Consider the following 15,555-nt stretch of genomic DNA (forward strand, 5'->3'; position numbering starts at 1 on the left):
GATTGTGCTTCATGCACTGGCTTTTAACACACTGTTGAGTTCTCAAGAAACGGACGCGTACACCATCACCCAAACCCAACCAACCGGTCGGACCCGAACTCCGGGGCGTTCCATTTCGTATTTAAACCGTACAGGCCTGTCAAGATTGTGTCAAATTGCTAGCTATCAGCCGTTTGTCACAAAACCTGCAAACTTGCTAGGATTCCCACCGCCTCGCTTCCGAGGCGACCCCCTGAAGCTACCGTGACATCCAGGACACAGCGAATCAACCGATTTTCCGGTGACCTACGCGGAGTCCGAACGCTCAGGTTCGTTCAGGTGGAGTGGCCCTGGGCCCGTCCGCCGATCGGCGTCCGGCTCGCTCCGGGGCATTGGAAAGATTATGCGCCCCTCGGAACATCGTCAAATCAGCCACGCTCAGCAAAACCGCAGGTCAGCGCAGTTCCTTAAGGAAACCAGGAGCGTTTGCTACCGGAATGTTACGCGGTGAAACGGCTGACGCCCCGGCCTGGGCCGGGGCGTCAGCTGCTCACAATCACCCCGCTGACCTGGCGGAACGCCAGGACGACACGGAAACCCCGCACAACACGGCACGGGGGCCACGCGGAGCAGAGCGGTGGGCGAAGGAGGGATCAGGGTGCGACGATCTCGACACCGCCGACGGAACGCTTGCCGCGGCGCAGCACCAGGAAGCGTCCGTGGAGCAGGTCATCGGCGGACGGCACGTACGCCTCGTCGGTGACCTTGACGTTGTTGAGGTAGGCGCCGCCCTCCTTCACCGCGCGGCGCGCCTCCGACTTCGACTTCACCAGGCCGCTCTCGGCGAGCAGGTCGACGAAGGACGCCCCCAGAGCGGGCACCTCCGCACGCGGCACCTCGGCGAGGGCCTCCCCCAGCGTGCGCGCGGGCAGCTCCTCCAGGGACCCCTGACCGAACAGGGCCGCCGAGGCGGCGATCACCGCGGCGCACTCGTCGGCGCCGTGCAGCAGCGTGGTGAACTCCTCGGCGAGCGCCCGCTGCGCCTCGCGCCCGGCGGGCCGCTCGGCGGCCGCCTTCTCCAGCCCCTCGATCTCCTCGCGGGACCGGAAGCTGTAGATCTTGAGGAACTTCACCACGTCACGGTCGTCCGCGTTCAGCCAGAACTGGTAGAACGCGTACGGGGAGGTCATCTCCGGGTTGAGCCAGACCGCGCCGCCGGCCGTCTTGCCGAACTTGGTGCCGTCGGCCTTGGTGATCAGCGGCACGGTGAGGGCGTGCACGTGGCCGCCCGTCACCCGGCGGATGAGGTCGGTTCCCGCGGTGATGTTGCCCCATTGATCGCTGCCGCCGATCTGCAGCGTGCAGCCATGACGCCTGTTCAGCTCCAGGTAGTCGTTGGCCTGCAGGATCTGGTAGCTGAACTCGGTGTAGCTCAGCCCTTCACCGCCCAGCCGGGCCGAGACCGACTCGCGGGCGAGCATGCGGTTGACCGGGAAGTGCTTGCCGACGTCGCGCAGGAAGTCGATCGCGGACATGCCCTCCGTCCAGTCGAGGTTGCTGACGAGGATCCCGGCCTTCTCGTCCGAGAAGTCGAGGAACTTCTCCACCTGGACGCGGATCCGTGCCACCCATTCGGCCACGACGTCGGAGGAGTTGAGCGAGCGCTCGGTGCTCCGGCCGCTGGGGTCGCCGATCAGACCCGTCGCACCGCCCACCAGGCCGATGGCCCGGTGGCCCGCCCGCTGGAGGCGGGTGAGGGTCAGCAGCGGGACCAGGTTGCCGACGTGCAGGGAGGGGGCGGTCGGGTCGAAGCCGCAATAGACCGTGATCGGACCCTCGGCCATCGCCGCGCGCAGGGCGTCGATGTCGGTGGACTGCGCGATCAAACCGCGCCAGGCGAGGTCATCCAGAATGTCGGTCACGATCCTTGCTTTCCAATGCTCGAAGGGACATGTAGCGCTCTTGTACACCCTGCCCGATCACGGCACCGTCGCGCCACTCGAAACCCTTCTCGCGCACGAGGCGGCAGCGAGAGAGGGGCGAACGGGAGGGAGAAGGCACGGCGGGGAGGGAGCACACGCGACCCCACCGGAGATAAGCGATCTACAGAAGTTCTACCGACGGTCTACCGACGGCGCGGGACGTGCGGGCGGTGCGGAGAGACCGTGGGCTCGCCGTCGATCCAGAAGCGCCACGGCGTCTCCTTGCCCGTCGAGACCCCGGTGCGCGGTCCCGACAGGATGGACGACGCCTTGGCCGGCTCGCCCTCGACCACGGAGAGTGATCCGGGGCCGCAGGCGTCGAGCCCGTTGTGCTCGCGGGTGAAGCCGAGCGCCACCGCCAGCCGTGCCGGTCCCCTGGCGAGGTCGGCCTCCCTGACGGGACGGGCGCCTCCCGCGTTCCGGCGGGCCAGGGCGGTCTCGACACCGGAGATCACCTCTCCGGCCCGCAGCAGCACCCCGGAGCCGACCCCCTCGGGCAGGCAGGTGAGGTTGGCGCAGAAATGCATGCCGTACGTGAAGTAGACGTACAGATGGCCCGGCGGGCCGAACATCACCGCGTTGCGCGGCGTCCGGCCCCGGTAGGTGTGCGACGCGGGATCCTCGCCCGGCACCCCGTACGCCTCGACCTCGGTGAGGCGCAAGGCGACCGGCCCGTGTACGAGCACCCGTCCCAGCAGGTCGGGGGCGACCTCGTGGGCGGGCCGGTCGAAGAAGTCGCGTGCCAGCGGCGCGGACGCGGCGGGCGGTCGCCCGCCGTGCTCGTCAGCTGCCATCGCCGAGGCCCCCCGTGAGCAGCCGGAAGCCGCTCGGTCTCCGTACGGCGAGGGAGTCGCCCGCCCCCCGGACGGCCCCGCGAGCGTGACCCGGCACCCCGGCGGCCTCGGGAGGGCCGTCGCCGGGCATCAGCTTCCGCTCGCCCAGGAGGCCTGGGCGTCGACGATCTCACGCAGCGCGATGAGCTGGTCACGGACCCGGTCGGGTGCCGTGCCGCCGTGCGCCTTGCGGGCGGCCAGCGCGCCGGGCACCGAGAGGACCTCGCGGGAGTCGGGCGTGAAGTGCGGGGAGACCTTGGCCAGCTCCTCGTCGGTGAGCTCGCCGAAGTCCTTGTCGTTGACCTGGCACCAGACGACCAGGTGCCCGACCGCCTCGTGGGCCTCGCGGAAGGCGACGCCCCTGCGGACCAGCAGCTCGGCCAGGTCGGTGGCGAGCGCGAACCCGTCGGGGGCCGAGGCCTCCAGTTTCGCGGTGTTGACCCGCATGGTCGCGACCAGCCCGGCCATGGCGGGAAGGACGAGCAGCAGGCTGTCGACGGAGTCGAACACCGGCTCCTTGTCCTCCTGCAGGTCGCGGTTGTAGGTCAGCGGCAGGCCCTTGAGCGTCGTCAGCAGCGTCATGAGGTTGCCGATGAGACGGCCGCTCTTGCCCCGGGCGAGCTCCGCCACGTCGGGGTTCTTCTTCTGCGGCATGATCGACGAGCCGGTGGAGTAGGCGTCGTCCATCTCGATCCAGCGGAACTCCTGCGAGGCCCACAGGACGATCTCCTCGCCCAGCCGCGACAGGTGCACGCCGATCATCGCCGCGTCGAACAGGAACTCGGCGGCGAAGTCGCGGTCGGCGACGGCGTCCATCGAGTTGGACGCGGCGGAGTCGAAGCCCAGCTCCCTGGCCACGGCCTGCGGGTCGAGCGGCAGGGAGGATCCGGCCAGCGCCCCCGAGCCCAGCGGGGAGACGGCCGCGCGCCGGTCCCAGTCGCGCAGGCGGTCGATGTCGCGGGCGAAGGCGTGCACGTGCGCCAGCAGCTGGTGTCCGAAGGAGACCGGCTGGGCGTGCTGCAGGTGGGTCATGCCGGGGGCGGCCGTCTCGGCGTGCTCCTCGGCCTGGCTCATCAGCGCGGTCTCCAGCTCCACCAGCCGGGACACGATGTGCCTGACGTGGTCGCGGAGGTAGAGCCGCAGGTCGGTGGCGACCTGGTCGTTGCGGCTGCGACCGGCCCGGAGCTTGCCGCCGAGCGTGCCGAGGCGTTCCAGCAGGCCGCGCTCCAGCGCGGTGTGGACGTCCTCGTCGGCGACGGTCGGCCGGAACTCGCCCTCCTTGCAGGCGCGCTCCAGGTCGTCCAGGGCGCCGATCATGCGCGCCAGCTCGTCGTCGCTCAGCAGGTTCGCGCGGTGCAGCACCCTGGCGTGCGCGCGCGAGGCCAGCAGGTCGTACGGCACCAGCCGCCAGTCGAAGTGGACGCTCACCGAGAGCCTGGTCAGCGCGTCGGCCGGACCTCCCTCGAACCGGCCGCCCCACAGCCGCATGGGCTTGCCACCATCAGTCACCGTTGTTCTCCCTCCCCATTCAATCCGCGACCTTAGCCCACTCAGACCAGCCGGGCGTCCCGGGCCGAGGCAATCTTGGAGGGCAGGCTCCACAGCTCGACGAAGCCTTTGGCCAGGGACTGGTCGAAGGTGTCGCCGGTGTCGTAGGTCGCGAGGTTGAAGTCGTACAGCGAGGCCTCGGAGCGGCGCCCGGTGACGGTGGCCCGGCCGCCGTGCAGGGTCATCCGGATCTCGCCGGTGACGTGCTCCTGGGCCTCGGCGACGAAGGTGTCGAGGGCCTTCTTGAGCGGGGAGAACCAGAGGCCGTCGTAGACGAGCTCGCCCCAGCGCTGGTCCACCGACCGCTTGAAGCGGGCGAGGTCGCGCTCGACGGTGACGTTCTCCAGCTCCATGTGCGCGGTGATCAGGGCGATGGCGCCGGGCGCCTCGTAGACCTCGCGGGACTTGATGCCGACGAGCCGGTCCTCGACCATGTCGAGGCGGCCGACGCCCTGGGCGCCGGCGCGGCGGTTGAGCTCCTCGATGATCTGGAACGGGGTGAGGTGCCGCCCGTCCAGCGCCACCGGGACGCCCTTGACGAAGCTGACGATGACCTCGTCCGCGTCGCGCGGCTGCGCCGGGTCGGCGGTGTAGGCGTAGACGTCCTCGATCGGGCCGTTCCAGATGTCCTCCAGGAAGCCGGTCTCGACGGCCCTGCCCCAGATGTTCTGGTCGATGGAGTACGGGTTCTTCTTGCTGGTCTCGATCGGCAGGTTCTTCTCCTCGGCGTAGGCGATCGCCTTGTCCCGGGTCCACGCGTAGTCGCGGGCCGGGGCGATGACCTTGAGCTCGGGGTGGAGGGCGGCCAGGCCGGCCTCGAAGCGGACCTGGTCGTTGCCCTTGCCGGTGCAGCCGTGCGAGACGTGGGTGCCGCCGAACTCCTTGGCCGCCGCGGCCAGGTGCTTGACGATCAGCGGCCGCGACAGGGCGGAGACCAGCGGGTAGCGGTCCATGTAGAGGGCGTTGGCCTGCAGGGCGGGCACGCAGAAGTCGGTGGCGAACTCCTCGCGGGCGTCCACGACGACGGACTCCACCGCGCCGCAGTCGATGGCGCGCTTGCGGACGACCTCCATGTCCTCACCGCCCTGGCCGACGTCGACGGCCACCGCGACGACCTCGGCCCCGGTCTTCTCGGCGAGGAAGGGAATGGCGACGGAGGTGTCGAGTCCTCCGGAGAAGGCGAGTACGACCCGATCGGTCATGATGGGTATCTCCAAGATCTTTGTTGGTCACGGGTGCCGGACGATGCCGTCACGGCTGTCGGATGCCGCCGAGGATGGCCCGCCGGAGCGGGCTAGATACGTCGGTCGGCGTGCCGGAGCAGCCCTTCCGCGACCGCCGCCCCGCCCAGCGGGTCGCGGCTGATGACGAGGATCGTGTCGTCTCCCGCGACCGTGCCGAGGATGGACTCCCAGTCGGCGTGGTCGATGGCGGAGGCGAGGAACTGCGCGGCCCCCGGTGGCGTACGGACGATGACCAGGTTGGCGGAGGCCTCGGCGGAGACCAGGAGCTCCTCCGCGAGCCTGCCGAGCCTGGCGGCCGGGGACTCGCCGGTACCGAGCCTGGCGAGCCTTATCCGGCCGCCGCCCTCTCCCGGCAGGGCGTAGACCAGGGAGCCGTCCTCGGCGCGCAGCTTGAGCGCGCCGAGTTCGTCCAGGTCGCGGGAGAGGGTGGCCTGGGTGACCTCGACACCGCTCTCCAGCAGGAGTTTGGCCAGCTCGGGCTGGGACCTGACCGGCTGCCGCTGCAGGAGGTCGGTGATCCGTGCCTGGCGGGCGACCTTGGTCATCGGGATCGTCATGCGGGTCACCCGCCTCCGGGCGCGTCGCCGCGCGGGGAGTCGTACCCGGTGTCCGGGGACGCGTCCCGGCCCACCACCGCGACCAGCCAGTGCAGCAGGGCCTTCTGGGCGTGCAGCCGGTTCTCCGCCTGGTCCCACACCAGGCTGCGCGGGCCGTCGAGGACCTCGGCGGAGATCTCCAGGTCGCGGTAGGCGGGCAGGCAGTGCAGGACGACGGCGCCGGGGGCCGCCCGGCTCACCAGCGCGGCGTTGACCTGGTACGGCATGAGGTCGGCGATCCGCTGCTCCTTGCCCTCCTGGCCCATGGAGACCCAGGTGTCGGTGGCGAGCACGTCCGCGCCCTCGGCGGCCTCGGCCGGGTCGGCGAGGACGGCGACCGAGCCGCCCGTCTGCGCGGCGACCTCGGCGGCCCGCCGCAGGATCTCCGGGTCGGGCAGGTATCCGGCGGGGGCGGCGACCCGCACGTGCATGCCCGCGACGGCCCCGCCGAGCAGGTAGGAGTGGGCCATGTTGTTGGCCCCGTCGCCGAAGTAGGCCAGCGTGAGCCCCGCCGTCTTGCCGAAGTGCTCCCTGATGGTCTGCAGGTCGGCGAGGATCTGGCAGGGGTGGAACTCGTCGGTGAGGGCGTTGACCACCGGCACCGAGGACGCCGAGGCCATGGCCTCGATCCGCTCCTGGCCCGAGGTGCGCCACACGATGGCGCCCACCTGGCGCTCCAGGACCCGGGCGGTGTCCTCGATCGACTCGCCCCGGCCCATCTGGGAGGAACCGGCGTCGAGGATCAGTGGGAGGCCGCCGAGCTCGCCGATGCCGACCGCGAAGGAGATGCGGGTGCGGGTGGAGTGCTTGTCGAAGAGGACGGCGACGGTCTGCGGCCCCTCGAAGGGCCGGTAGGCGTAGCGGTCCTTCTTCACGGCCTCGGCCAGGTCGAGCACCTGGGCCTGCTCCGCGGGCGAGAGGTCGTCGTCCCTCAGGAAGTGCCTGACGTGCGCCTGTCCGGCGAGGTTACTGGGCATCTGCGGCCTCGTCGAGGATGGCGGGGAGCGCGGCCACGAAGGCCGCGACCTGGGCGGAGGTGATCACCAGCGGGGGCGCGAGCCGTACCGCGTCGGGCTGGAGGGCGTTGACCAGGAAGCCCGCGCGCTGGGCGGCGGCCTGGACCTGGGCGGAGCGGGCGCCGGTCAGCACGACGGCCCGCCACAGGCCCCGGCCGCGGACGCCGGCGAGCAGCGGGTGGCCGATCGCGGCGATGCCCTCGGCGAGTTCGGCGCCGACGGTGCGGGCGCGCTCCAGCAGGCCGTCCGCGTCGATGGTGTCGAGCACGGCGAGCGCGGCGGCGGCCGAGACCGGGTTGCCGCCGAAGGTGGAGCCGTGGTCGCCCTGGGCGAAGACGGTGCCCGCCGCGCCGAAGCCGACGCAGGCGCCGATCGGCATGCCGCCGCCGAGGCCCTTGGCCAGGGTGAGCACGTCGGGCAGGACGCCCTCGTGCTGGTGGGCGAACCAGTGCCCGGTGCGGCCGATCGCCGACTGGATCTCGTCGGCGACCAGCAGCGCGCCGGTGGCGTCGCAGATCTGCCTGGCGGCCGTGAAGTAGCCCTCGGGCGGGGGCACGACCCCCGCCTCGCCCTGGGTGGGTTCGAGGAAGACCGCGGCGCACTCGCCGGTGACCGCGTTCTTGAGCGCGTCGGCGTCACCGTACGGGACGAAGCGGACATCGATCGAGAACGGCCCGAACTGGTCGCGGATGGAGGGCTTGCCGGTCAGGGCGAGCGCGCCGAGGCTACGGCCGTGGAAGCCGTTCTCCGCGGCCACGAAGTAGGTGCGGCCGTTCGACTTCCCGTACTTGAGGGAGAGCTTCAGGGCGGCCTCGTTGGCCTCGGTCCCGGAGTTGGTGAGGAACACCCTGGCCGGGGCGCCGAGCAGGCCGAGCAGGCGCTCGGCGAGCAGCACCTCGGGCTCGTGCAGGAAGAGGTTGCTGGTGTGGGCGAGCGTGGCGACCTGCCGGGAGACGGCCTCCACCAGGGCGGGGTGGGCGTGGCCGAGCGAGCTGACCGCGATGCCACCGATCAGGTCGAGGTACTCGCGGCCGTCGACGTCCCAGACCCTCGCGCCCTCGCCGCGGGCCAGCGCCACCGGGGGCACGCCGTAGTTGGGCATGAAGGCGGCCTCGAAGCGCCTGGCGAGCGCCTCTCCTGCGGAACTGTCCTGCGGGCTCACTGGTCGTTCCCCTTCAGCTGGGCGGGGGCCTCGGGCCGCCGCCTGACCGGATCGGGCGCGGCCGCCGCCTCGGGGGCGTCGGGCAGCACCATGGTTCCTATGCCCTCGTCGGTGAAGATCTCCAGCAGCACCGAGTGGGGCACCCTGCCGTCGAGCACGTGGGCCCGTGGCACACCGCCCTGGATGGCGGTCAGGCACGCCTCCATCTTGGGGATCATGCCGCTGGACAGGCCCGGCAGAAGCTTCTCCAGCTCGGTGGCCGACAGCCGCTCGATGATCTCGTTCTCGTCGGCGTCGGGCCGCCAGTCGCGGTACAGGCCCTCGACGTCGGTCAGGATGATCAGCTTGGACGCCTGGAGCGCCACGGCGAGCGCGGCGGCGGCGGTGTCGGCGTTGACGTTGTAGACGGTGCCGTCGTCGCTGCGCGCGATGGAGGAGATCACCGGGATCCGCCCGTCGTCCAGCAGCGCCCGCACGGCCCCGGCCTCGACCCTGACGATGTCGCCGACCTGGCCGATGTCGACGCCGACGCCGTCGACGACGGCGTGCTTGCGTACGGCGGTGAACAGGTGGGCGTCCTCGCCGGACATGCCGATCGCGAACGGCCCGTGCCGGTTGATCAGGCCGACCACGTCGCGGTTGACCTGGCCGACGAGGACCATCCTGACGACCTGCATGGCCTCGGGGGTGGTGACCCGCAGCCCGGCGGTGAAGGTGGACTCGATGCCCAGCAGGTCGAGCTGGGCGTTGATCTGCGGCCCTCCCCCGTGCACGATCACCGGCCGCAGCCCGGCGTAGCGCAGGAAGACGACGTCGGCGGCGAACTTCTCGCGCAGGTGCTCCTCGGTCATCGCGTTGCCGCCGTACTTGATGACGACGGTCGCGCCGTGGAAGCTCGCGAGCCAGGGCAGCGCCTCGATCAGCGTGGTGGCCTTCGCCAGGGCCTCGGCGCGTCTCATCATGAGGAGTACGCCGAGTTCTCGTGGACGTAGGCCGTGGTGAGGTCGGTGGTGTGGATCGTCGCCGCGTGCGGCCCCGCCGACAGGTCGATGATGACCGTCACCTCGCGCGGGGTGAGGTCGACCTTGGAGCGGTCGTCGCCCGCGGCTCCGCCCCGGCAGATCCAGATGCCGTTGATGGCCACGTTGAGCCGGTCGGGCTCGAAGACGGCGTCGGTGGTGCCGACGGCCGACAGCACCCGGCCCCAGTTGGGGTCCTCGCCGAAGATGGCGCACTTGAAGAGGTTGGAGCGCGAGACGGCGCGGCCTACGGTGACCGCGTCGTCCTCGGAGGCGGCGCCGACGACCTCGATGGCGATCGCCTTGGAGGCGCCCTCGGCGTCCATCAGCAGCTGGCGGGCGAGGTCGGCGCAGACCGCCAGCAGGACCTGCTCGAACTCGGCGAGGTCGGGGACGACCTCCGAGGCGCCGCTGGCCAGCAGCAGCACGGTGTCGTTGGTGGACATGCAGCCGTCGGCGTCGAGCCGGTCGAAGGTGACCCGCGTCACCTTGCGCAGCACCGCGTCGAGCTGCTCGGCGGACAGGTCGGCGTCGGTGGTGATCACCGACAGCATGGTGGCGAGGCCGGGGGCGAGCATGCCCGCCCCCTTGGCCATGCCGCCGACCATGTAGCCGCCCGCGCCCTTCCTGAAGGAGATCTTCGAGATGGTGTCGGTGGTGCGGATGGCGTCGGCGGCGGCCAGGCCGCCGTCCCTGGCGAGCTGGGAGACCGCGAGGTCGACCCCGGCCAGCAGCGGGTCCATCGGCAGCCGCTCGCCGATCAGGCCGGTGGAGCAGACCGCGACCTCCCCCGCCGAGTCGCCCAGGGCGGCGGCGACCTTCTCCGCGGTGGCGTGGGTGTCCTGGAAGCCGAGCGGCCCGGTGCAGGCGTTGGCGCCGCCGGAGTTGAGGACGACGGCGTGGACGCGGCCCCCGGCCAGCACCTGGGCGGACCACAGGACCGGCGCGGCCTTCACCCGGTTCCTGGTGAAGACCCCGGCGGCGGCGCGCGAGGGGCCGTCGTTGACGACCAGCGCCAGGTCACGGTCGGCGCTGGACTTGATCCCGGCGGCGACACCCGCCGCGCGGAAGCCGAGAGGGGCGGTCACGCTCATGGGGCGACTCCGTTGAGAGGAAGGCCGAGCTCTTCCGGCAGGCCGAGGGCGAGGTTGGCGCTCTGGATCGCGCCTCCGGCCGTGCCCTTGGTGAGGTTGTCGATGGCGACGACGGCGACGACGCGGCCCGCGCGCTCGTCCAGGACGACCTGGAGGGCGGCGGTGTTGGCGCCGAGGGTCATCGAGGTGGCGGGCCACTGGCCCTCGGGCAGCAGCCGCAGGAACGGCTCGTCCTTGGTGGCGACCTCGTAGGCCTCGCGCAGGGCCTCGGGGGTGAGGCCGGGCCTGGCGGGGGCGGTGCAGGTGGCGAGGATGCCCCGGCTCATCGGCGCCAGCACGGGGGTGAAGGAGACGGTGACCGGCCCGCCCGCCAGCGAGGAGAGGTTCTGCTCCATCTCCGGGGTGTGCCGGTGGACGCCGCCGACGCCGTACGCGCTGGCGGAGCCCATCACCTCGCTGCCCAGGAGGTTCGGCTTGGCAGCGCGGCCGGCCCCGCTGGTGCCGCTGGCGGCGACCACCACCACGTCGGGCTCGACGAGACCGGCGGCGAAGGCGGGGAACATGGCCAGGGTGACGGCCGTCGGGTAACACCCCGGCACCGCGATCCTGCGGGTGGCGCGCAGCTCCTCGCGCCGTCCCGGCAGCTCGGGCAGCCCGTACGGCCAGGTGCCCGCGTGGACGCCGCCGTAGAAGTGCTCCCAGGCGGCGGGGTCGGAGAGACGGAAGTCCGCGCCGCAGTCGACCACGAGGGTGCCCTCGCCGAGCTGCTCGGCGACGGCGGCCGACTGGCCGTGCGGCAGGGCGAGGAAGACCAGGTCGTGGCCGCCGAGCGTCTCGACACCGGTCTCCAGCAGGATCCTGTCGGCCAGCGGGGCCAGGTGTGGCTGGTGGGCGCCGAGGGCGGTGCCCGCGCTCGACGCCGCGGTCAGCGCGCCGATCTCGATGCCGGGGTGGGACAGCAGCAGGCGCAGGAGCTCACCTCCGGCGTAGCCGCTGGCACCCGCGATCGCCGCTCTCATCCGTCCCCCCACCGTCTGCATGTTCATGCATTGCTACTCATGGACTTACTGGAAAGATTATGCATCGTGAGGGATTGTCATGCAAGCCGGTTATGACGCGGGCCGCCCACCCAGAGGTAACCCGCCGGAGCGGAAAAACCAAGGGGGCACCGCTTTATCGGCTCGCGAACACGGGCACGAAGCCATCGGTCATGTTTCGGCACTGTTGCACGTACCTACCGGTCGGTATCGTGACGTTTCCGGCCCCTCCACCTCCAGGAGCGCGAACGAATGACTGTCACCCACGCCCAGGTCCAGGCCCGGCTCACCGGTCCGGGGCAGCTTTTCGAGACGGAAGAGATCCCCAGTCACGGCGGGACCGTCAGAACCTGGAAGCACGCGCCCCGCGACTTCCGGGCCCTCCTGGAGACGAGCAGGTTCCACGGCGACAAGGTCTTCCTGACGTACGAGGACGAGCACATCACCTACGAGGAGCACTACCGGCGGGCCGCCACGCTCGCGCGGCGCCTCGTGGACGAGTACGGCGTGGTCAAGGGCGACCGGGTGGCCATCGCCATGCGCAACTACCCCGAGTGGGTGATCTCCTTCTCGGCCGCGCTGGCCGCCGGGGCGATAGCCGTGCCGCTCAACGCGTGGTGGACGCCCCAGGAGCTGGAGTACGGGCTGTCGGACTCGGGGGCCAAGGTGCTCATCGCCGACGGCGAGCGGGCGGCCGGGCTCGCCGGCCTGGCCCCGGAGCTGATCGTGACCCGCGGCGAGGCGCCCGAGGGCGCCCGCTCCTTCGACGACGTGATGGGCGAGGTGAGGGCCGACGTCACACTGCCGCCGGTCGAGCTCTCCCCCGAGGATCCCGCGACGATCTTCTACACCTCCGGCACCACGGGCCGCCCCAAGGGCGCGCTCGGCAGCCACCGCAACCTCGGCCAGTCGCCGATGACCGTCGCCTACGGCCTGTACCGCGCCGTGATCAAGGCGGGCAAGGACCCGGGCGAGGCGGCCGGGCAGCGGCGGGTCACCCTGCTCACCGTGCCGCTCTTCCACGTCACCGGCTGCTTCGCGGTGATGACCACCACCATGTTCACCGGGGGCGGCCTGGTGCTGATGTACAAGTGGGACCCGGGCCGCGCGCTGGAACTGATCGAGCGTGAGAAGATCACCGGCCTCACCGGGGTGCCCACCAACGTGTGGCAGCTCCTGTCCCACCCCGACCTGGACAAGTACGACATCTCCAGCCTCAGCGGCCTCGGGTACGGCGGCGCCCCCGCCCCGCCGAAGCTGCTGGAGCGCATCACCGAGCAGCTGCCCAACCGCGCCCCCTCCAACGGGTACGGCATGACCGAGACCACCGCGCTCGCCATCAGCAACGCCGGGGCCGACTACCTGGCCAAGCCCGACAGCATCGGCCTGCCGATGGCCGTGGTCGAGGTCAAGATCGCCGACCCGCTCGGCGGCGAGCTGCCGGTCGGCACGGTCGGCGAGCTCTGCCTGCGCGGCCCGAACGTCATCCTGGGCTACTGGAACCGGCCCGAGGCCACCGCGGAGACCTTCGTGGGCGGCTGGCTGCACACCGGCGACCTGGCCAGGGTGGACGAGGACGGGTTCGTGTTCATCGTGGACCGGGCCAAGGACATGGTCATCCGCGGCGGCGAGAACGTCTACTGTGCCGAGGTCGAGGCCGCCCTGTTCGAACACCCGGCGGTCGAGGACGCCGCGGTGATCGGGATCCCCCACGACGAGCTGGGCGAGGAGGTCGGCGCGGTGCTCCGGCTGTCGGCCCCCGTCACCGACGAGGAGCTGCGGGCCTTCCTGCGCGAGCGGATCGCCCCCTTCAAGGTCCCGGTCAGGTTCTGGGCGCGTGAGACGGAACTCCCCCGCAACCCGGGCGGCAAGATCCTCAAGACCCGGCTGCGCCAGGAGGTGCTGGGCCCCTGACGCCCGCCGGACGACACCCCGCCGCCGCCCCCGCGCCGCCGCCCGGCGCCGGGGGGCGGCTCTCCCCGGCCGCGACCTCCGCGGTGACCTCCGCGGTGACCTGCCGAAAATGATTTGCCTCCGCGTAGGTCACCACCGAAACTAGCTGTTCGTGCCGGAAAACGCCGATCGATCGATCACAAACCTGCTGCGCCGTCTGGCGATGGATCTCAGCCCCCTTCGCGACTCGCGCGACTTCCGGCTGCTCTTCGCCTCCGGCGTCATCACGATGTTCGGCACCTTCCTGACGCTGGTCGCGGTGCCGCTGCAGATGAAGGAGCTCACCGGCTCCTACCTGGCGGTCGGCCTGGTCAGCGTCGCCGAGTTCGTCCCGATGGTGGTGTGCGGGCTCTGGGGCGGGGCGATCGCCGACGCCCTCGACCGGCGCAAGATCATTCTTCTCACCGAGGTGGGCCTCTGCGTCACGGTCACGATCCTGACCGTCAACGCGCTGCTCCCGAAACCGCAGGTCTGGGTGCTGTACGTCGTCGGCGCGCTCTCGGCCGGGCTGGGCAGCCTGCAGCGGCCCAGCCTGGAGTCGCTGATGCCGCGCGTGGTCAGGCACGACCAGCTGACCGCGGCCGCCGCCCTCGGCGCCTTCCGGTGGAACCTGGGCGCCATCGTCGCCCCGGGCCTCAGCGGCCTGATCGCGGCCTGGTACGGCGTCGCCGTCGCGTACGGCGTCAACGTCGTGACCTTCCTGGCGTCCCTGGTCCTGCTCTGGATGGTCCGGGCCCAGCCCCGCCCCGAGGACACCCCCTCCGCCTCGATCAGGTCCCTGGTCGAAGGGGTTCGCTACGCCGTGGGCCGCTCCGACCTGATGGGCACCTACCTGGTCGACATCGCCGCGATGGTCTTCGCGTTCTCCACCGCCCTCTACCCCTTCCTCGCCGACGAGCTGGGCGCGCACGAGGCCCTGGGGCTCTTCTTCTCGGCCTCGGCCATCGGCTCGCTGATCGCCTCGGTCACCTCCGGCTGGACCGCGCGCGTGCACCGGCACGGCCTCGGCGTGATCATCGCGGCGGCCGTGTGGGGGGTGGCGGTGGCGCTGGCGGCCCTGATGCCCAACGTCTGGGGCATCTTCGCCTTCCTCGCCGTGGCCGGGGCCGCCGACATGATCAGCGGTGTCTTCCGCTCGACCATCTGGAACCAGACCATCCCCGACGAGTTCCGCGGCCGCCTGGCGGGCATCGAGCTGCTCTCCTACACCAGCGGCCCGATGCTCGGCAACGCCAGGGCCGGCTTCATGGCCGGCATCGGCGGCACCCGCTTCTCCCTGGGCGTCGGGGGTCTGCTGTGCGTCGGCGCGGTGGCCGCGATGGCCGCGCTGCTGCCGAGGTTCCGCACCTACGACGCCCGCATCGACGAGCACGCGATCAGGGAGCGCGCCCGCCGCGAGGAGGCCGCCCGCACCTGACACGAGCACCGGCAAGTATCCTCACGGAACGGAATCCCGTTGCTACTGTAAGCCTATGACGGTCGACGTACGGAGCCCCGAGATGACGGAGTCCTCGCTGCCCGACTGGGTGTTCCCCCCGCCGGAGGGATTCCTCGCGGAGGATCTCGATCACATTCCGCAATTGCCCGCACACACAGAGTTAATCGATGGAAGCCTGGTCTTCGTGAGCCCTCGGGCTTCTTTTCACACGCGCACCATGTTTCTCCTGGAGGCGGGTCTCCGCCGGACCATTCCGGAAGATCTTCGAGCGCGCCGGGAGATGAGCGTCGTGCTGGGCGAGCGGCAGCGGCCCGAGCCCGACATCAGCGTCATCCACGCCTCCGCCGAGCACAGCCCGGAGCAGACCTTCTACCGGGCGGAAGACGTCGTGCTGGTGGTGGAGGTCGTCTCCCCCGAATCCACGAGCCGCGACCGCGACCGCAAGCCCTTGCTGTACGCCGAGGCGGGCATCGCGCACTTCTGGCTGGTCGAGAACCAGTCGGGAAGGCCCACGATCTACGTCTACGAGCTCGCCCCGGTCACCCACTCCTACGCGCTCACCGGCATCCACCGCGACCGGCTCAAGGTCTCGGTCCCCTTCGACATCGACATCGACCTGACGGGGATCGACCGGCTCTAGGGTCCGTCCCCGGG

At 71.1% G+C, this 15,555-nt stretch carries 13 protein-coding genes; 3 read left to right on the forward strand and 10 right to left on the reverse strand.

What is annotated here, in order from left to right; all coding sequences use genetic code 11:
- Positions 1 to 632 precede the first annotated feature (632 nt).
- The 10 genes from tyrS to argC all read right to left on the reverse strand — a co-directional run bounded on the left by tyrS (position 633) and on the right by argC (position 11,492).
- Complete coding sequence (gene tyrS / locus AC5L38_RS37495; protein WP_495247563.1) at positions 633 to 1,901, reverse strand: tyrosine--tRNA ligase; 1,269 nt, start codon at positions 1,899 to 1,901, stop codon at positions 633 to 635.
- A 203-nt stretch (positions 1,902 to 2,104) separates the two neighbouring features.
- Positions 2,105 to 2,755, reverse strand: a complete 651-nt coding sequence (locus AC5L38_RS37500; protein WP_495247564.1) for a DNA-3-methyladenine glycosylase — start codon at positions 2,753 to 2,755, stop codon at positions 2,105 to 2,107.
- 129 nt (positions 2,756 to 2,884) lie between these two features.
- On the reverse strand, positions 2,885 to 4,282 hold the full coding sequence (argH, locus tag AC5L38_RS37505; protein WP_495247634.1) for an argininosuccinate lyase: 1,398 nt from the start codon (positions 4,280 to 4,282) through the stop codon (positions 2,885 to 2,887).
- 62 nt (positions 4,283 to 4,344) lie between these two features.
- Positions 4,345 to 5,544 carry an argininosuccinate synthase gene (locus AC5L38_RS37510; RefSeq protein WP_495247565.1) on the reverse strand — a complete coding sequence of 400 codons (1,200 nt, stop codon included), beginning with the start codon at positions 5,542 to 5,544 and terminating at the stop codon, positions 4,345 to 4,347.
- 92 nt (positions 5,545 to 5,636) lie between these two features.
- On the reverse strand, positions 5,637 to 6,143 hold the full coding sequence (locus AC5L38_RS37515) for an arginine repressor (protein WP_350967519.1): 507 nt from the start codon (positions 6,141 to 6,143) through the stop codon (positions 5,637 to 5,639).
- A gap of 5 nt (positions 6,144 to 6,148) precedes the next feature.
- On the reverse strand, positions 6,149 to 7,159 hold the full coding sequence (argF, locus tag AC5L38_RS37520) for an ornithine carbamoyltransferase (protein WP_495247566.1): 1,011 nt from the start codon (positions 7,157 to 7,159) through the stop codon (positions 6,149 to 6,151).
- Positions 7,149 to 8,300: an acetylornithine transaminase gene (locus AC5L38_RS37525; RefSeq protein WP_495247635.1), complete on the reverse strand. Its 1,152-nt coding sequence runs from the start codon at positions 8,298 to 8,300 to the stop codon at positions 7,149 to 7,151. Before AC5L38_RS37525 ends, argF begins: the two co-directional genes overlap by 11 nt.
- 56 nt (positions 8,301 to 8,356) lie before the next feature.
- On the reverse strand, positions 8,357 to 9,319 hold the full coding sequence (argB, locus tag AC5L38_RS37530) for an acetylglutamate kinase (RefSeq protein WP_495247567.1): 963 nt from the start codon (positions 9,317 to 9,319) through the stop codon (positions 8,357 to 8,359).
- Entirely contained in the window at positions 9,319 to 10,473 is a 1,155-nt protein-coding gene (gene argJ, locus AC5L38_RS37535; protein WP_389923944.1) for a bifunctional glutamate N-acetyltransferase/amino-acid acetyltransferase ArgJ, read from the reverse strand. The genes argB and argJ overlap by 1 nt, the downstream gene beginning before the upstream one ends.
- Positions 10,470 to 11,492, reverse strand: a complete 1,023-nt coding sequence (gene argC, locus AC5L38_RS37540; RefSeq protein WP_495247636.1) for an N-acetyl-gamma-glutamyl-phosphate reductase — start codon at positions 11,490 to 11,492, stop codon at positions 10,470 to 10,472. The genes argJ and argC overlap by 4 nt, the downstream gene beginning before the upstream one ends.
- A 270-nt stretch (positions 11,493 to 11,762) precedes the next feature.
- Here argC and AC5L38_RS37545 point away from each other — a divergent pair, with 270 nt between their 5' ends.
- The 3 genes from AC5L38_RS37545 (at position 11,763) to AC5L38_RS37555 (ending at position 15,541) form a co-directional block, all read left to right on the forward strand.
- On the forward strand, positions 11,763 to 13,424 hold the full coding sequence (locus AC5L38_RS37545) for a class I adenylate-forming enzyme family protein (protein ID WP_495247568.1): 1,662 nt from the start codon (positions 11,763 to 11,765) through the stop codon (positions 13,422 to 13,424).
- Positions 13,425 to 13,626: 202 nt separating this feature from the next.
- Positions 13,627 to 14,880 (forward strand): MFS transporter, encoded by a 1,254-nt coding sequence (locus AC5L38_RS37550; RefSeq protein WP_495247569.1) that lies wholly within the window; start codon positions 13,627 to 13,629, stop codon positions 14,878 to 14,880.
- Positions 14,881 to 14,962: 82 nt separating this feature from the next.
- Entirely contained in the window at positions 14,963 to 15,541 is a 579-nt protein-coding gene (locus AC5L38_RS37555; protein ID WP_495247637.1) for a Uma2 family endonuclease, read from the forward strand.
- The last annotated feature ends 14 nt before the right edge of the window (positions 15,542 to 15,555 follow it).

The sequence above is a fragment of the Streptosporangium nanhuense genome, assembly GCF_059358815.1.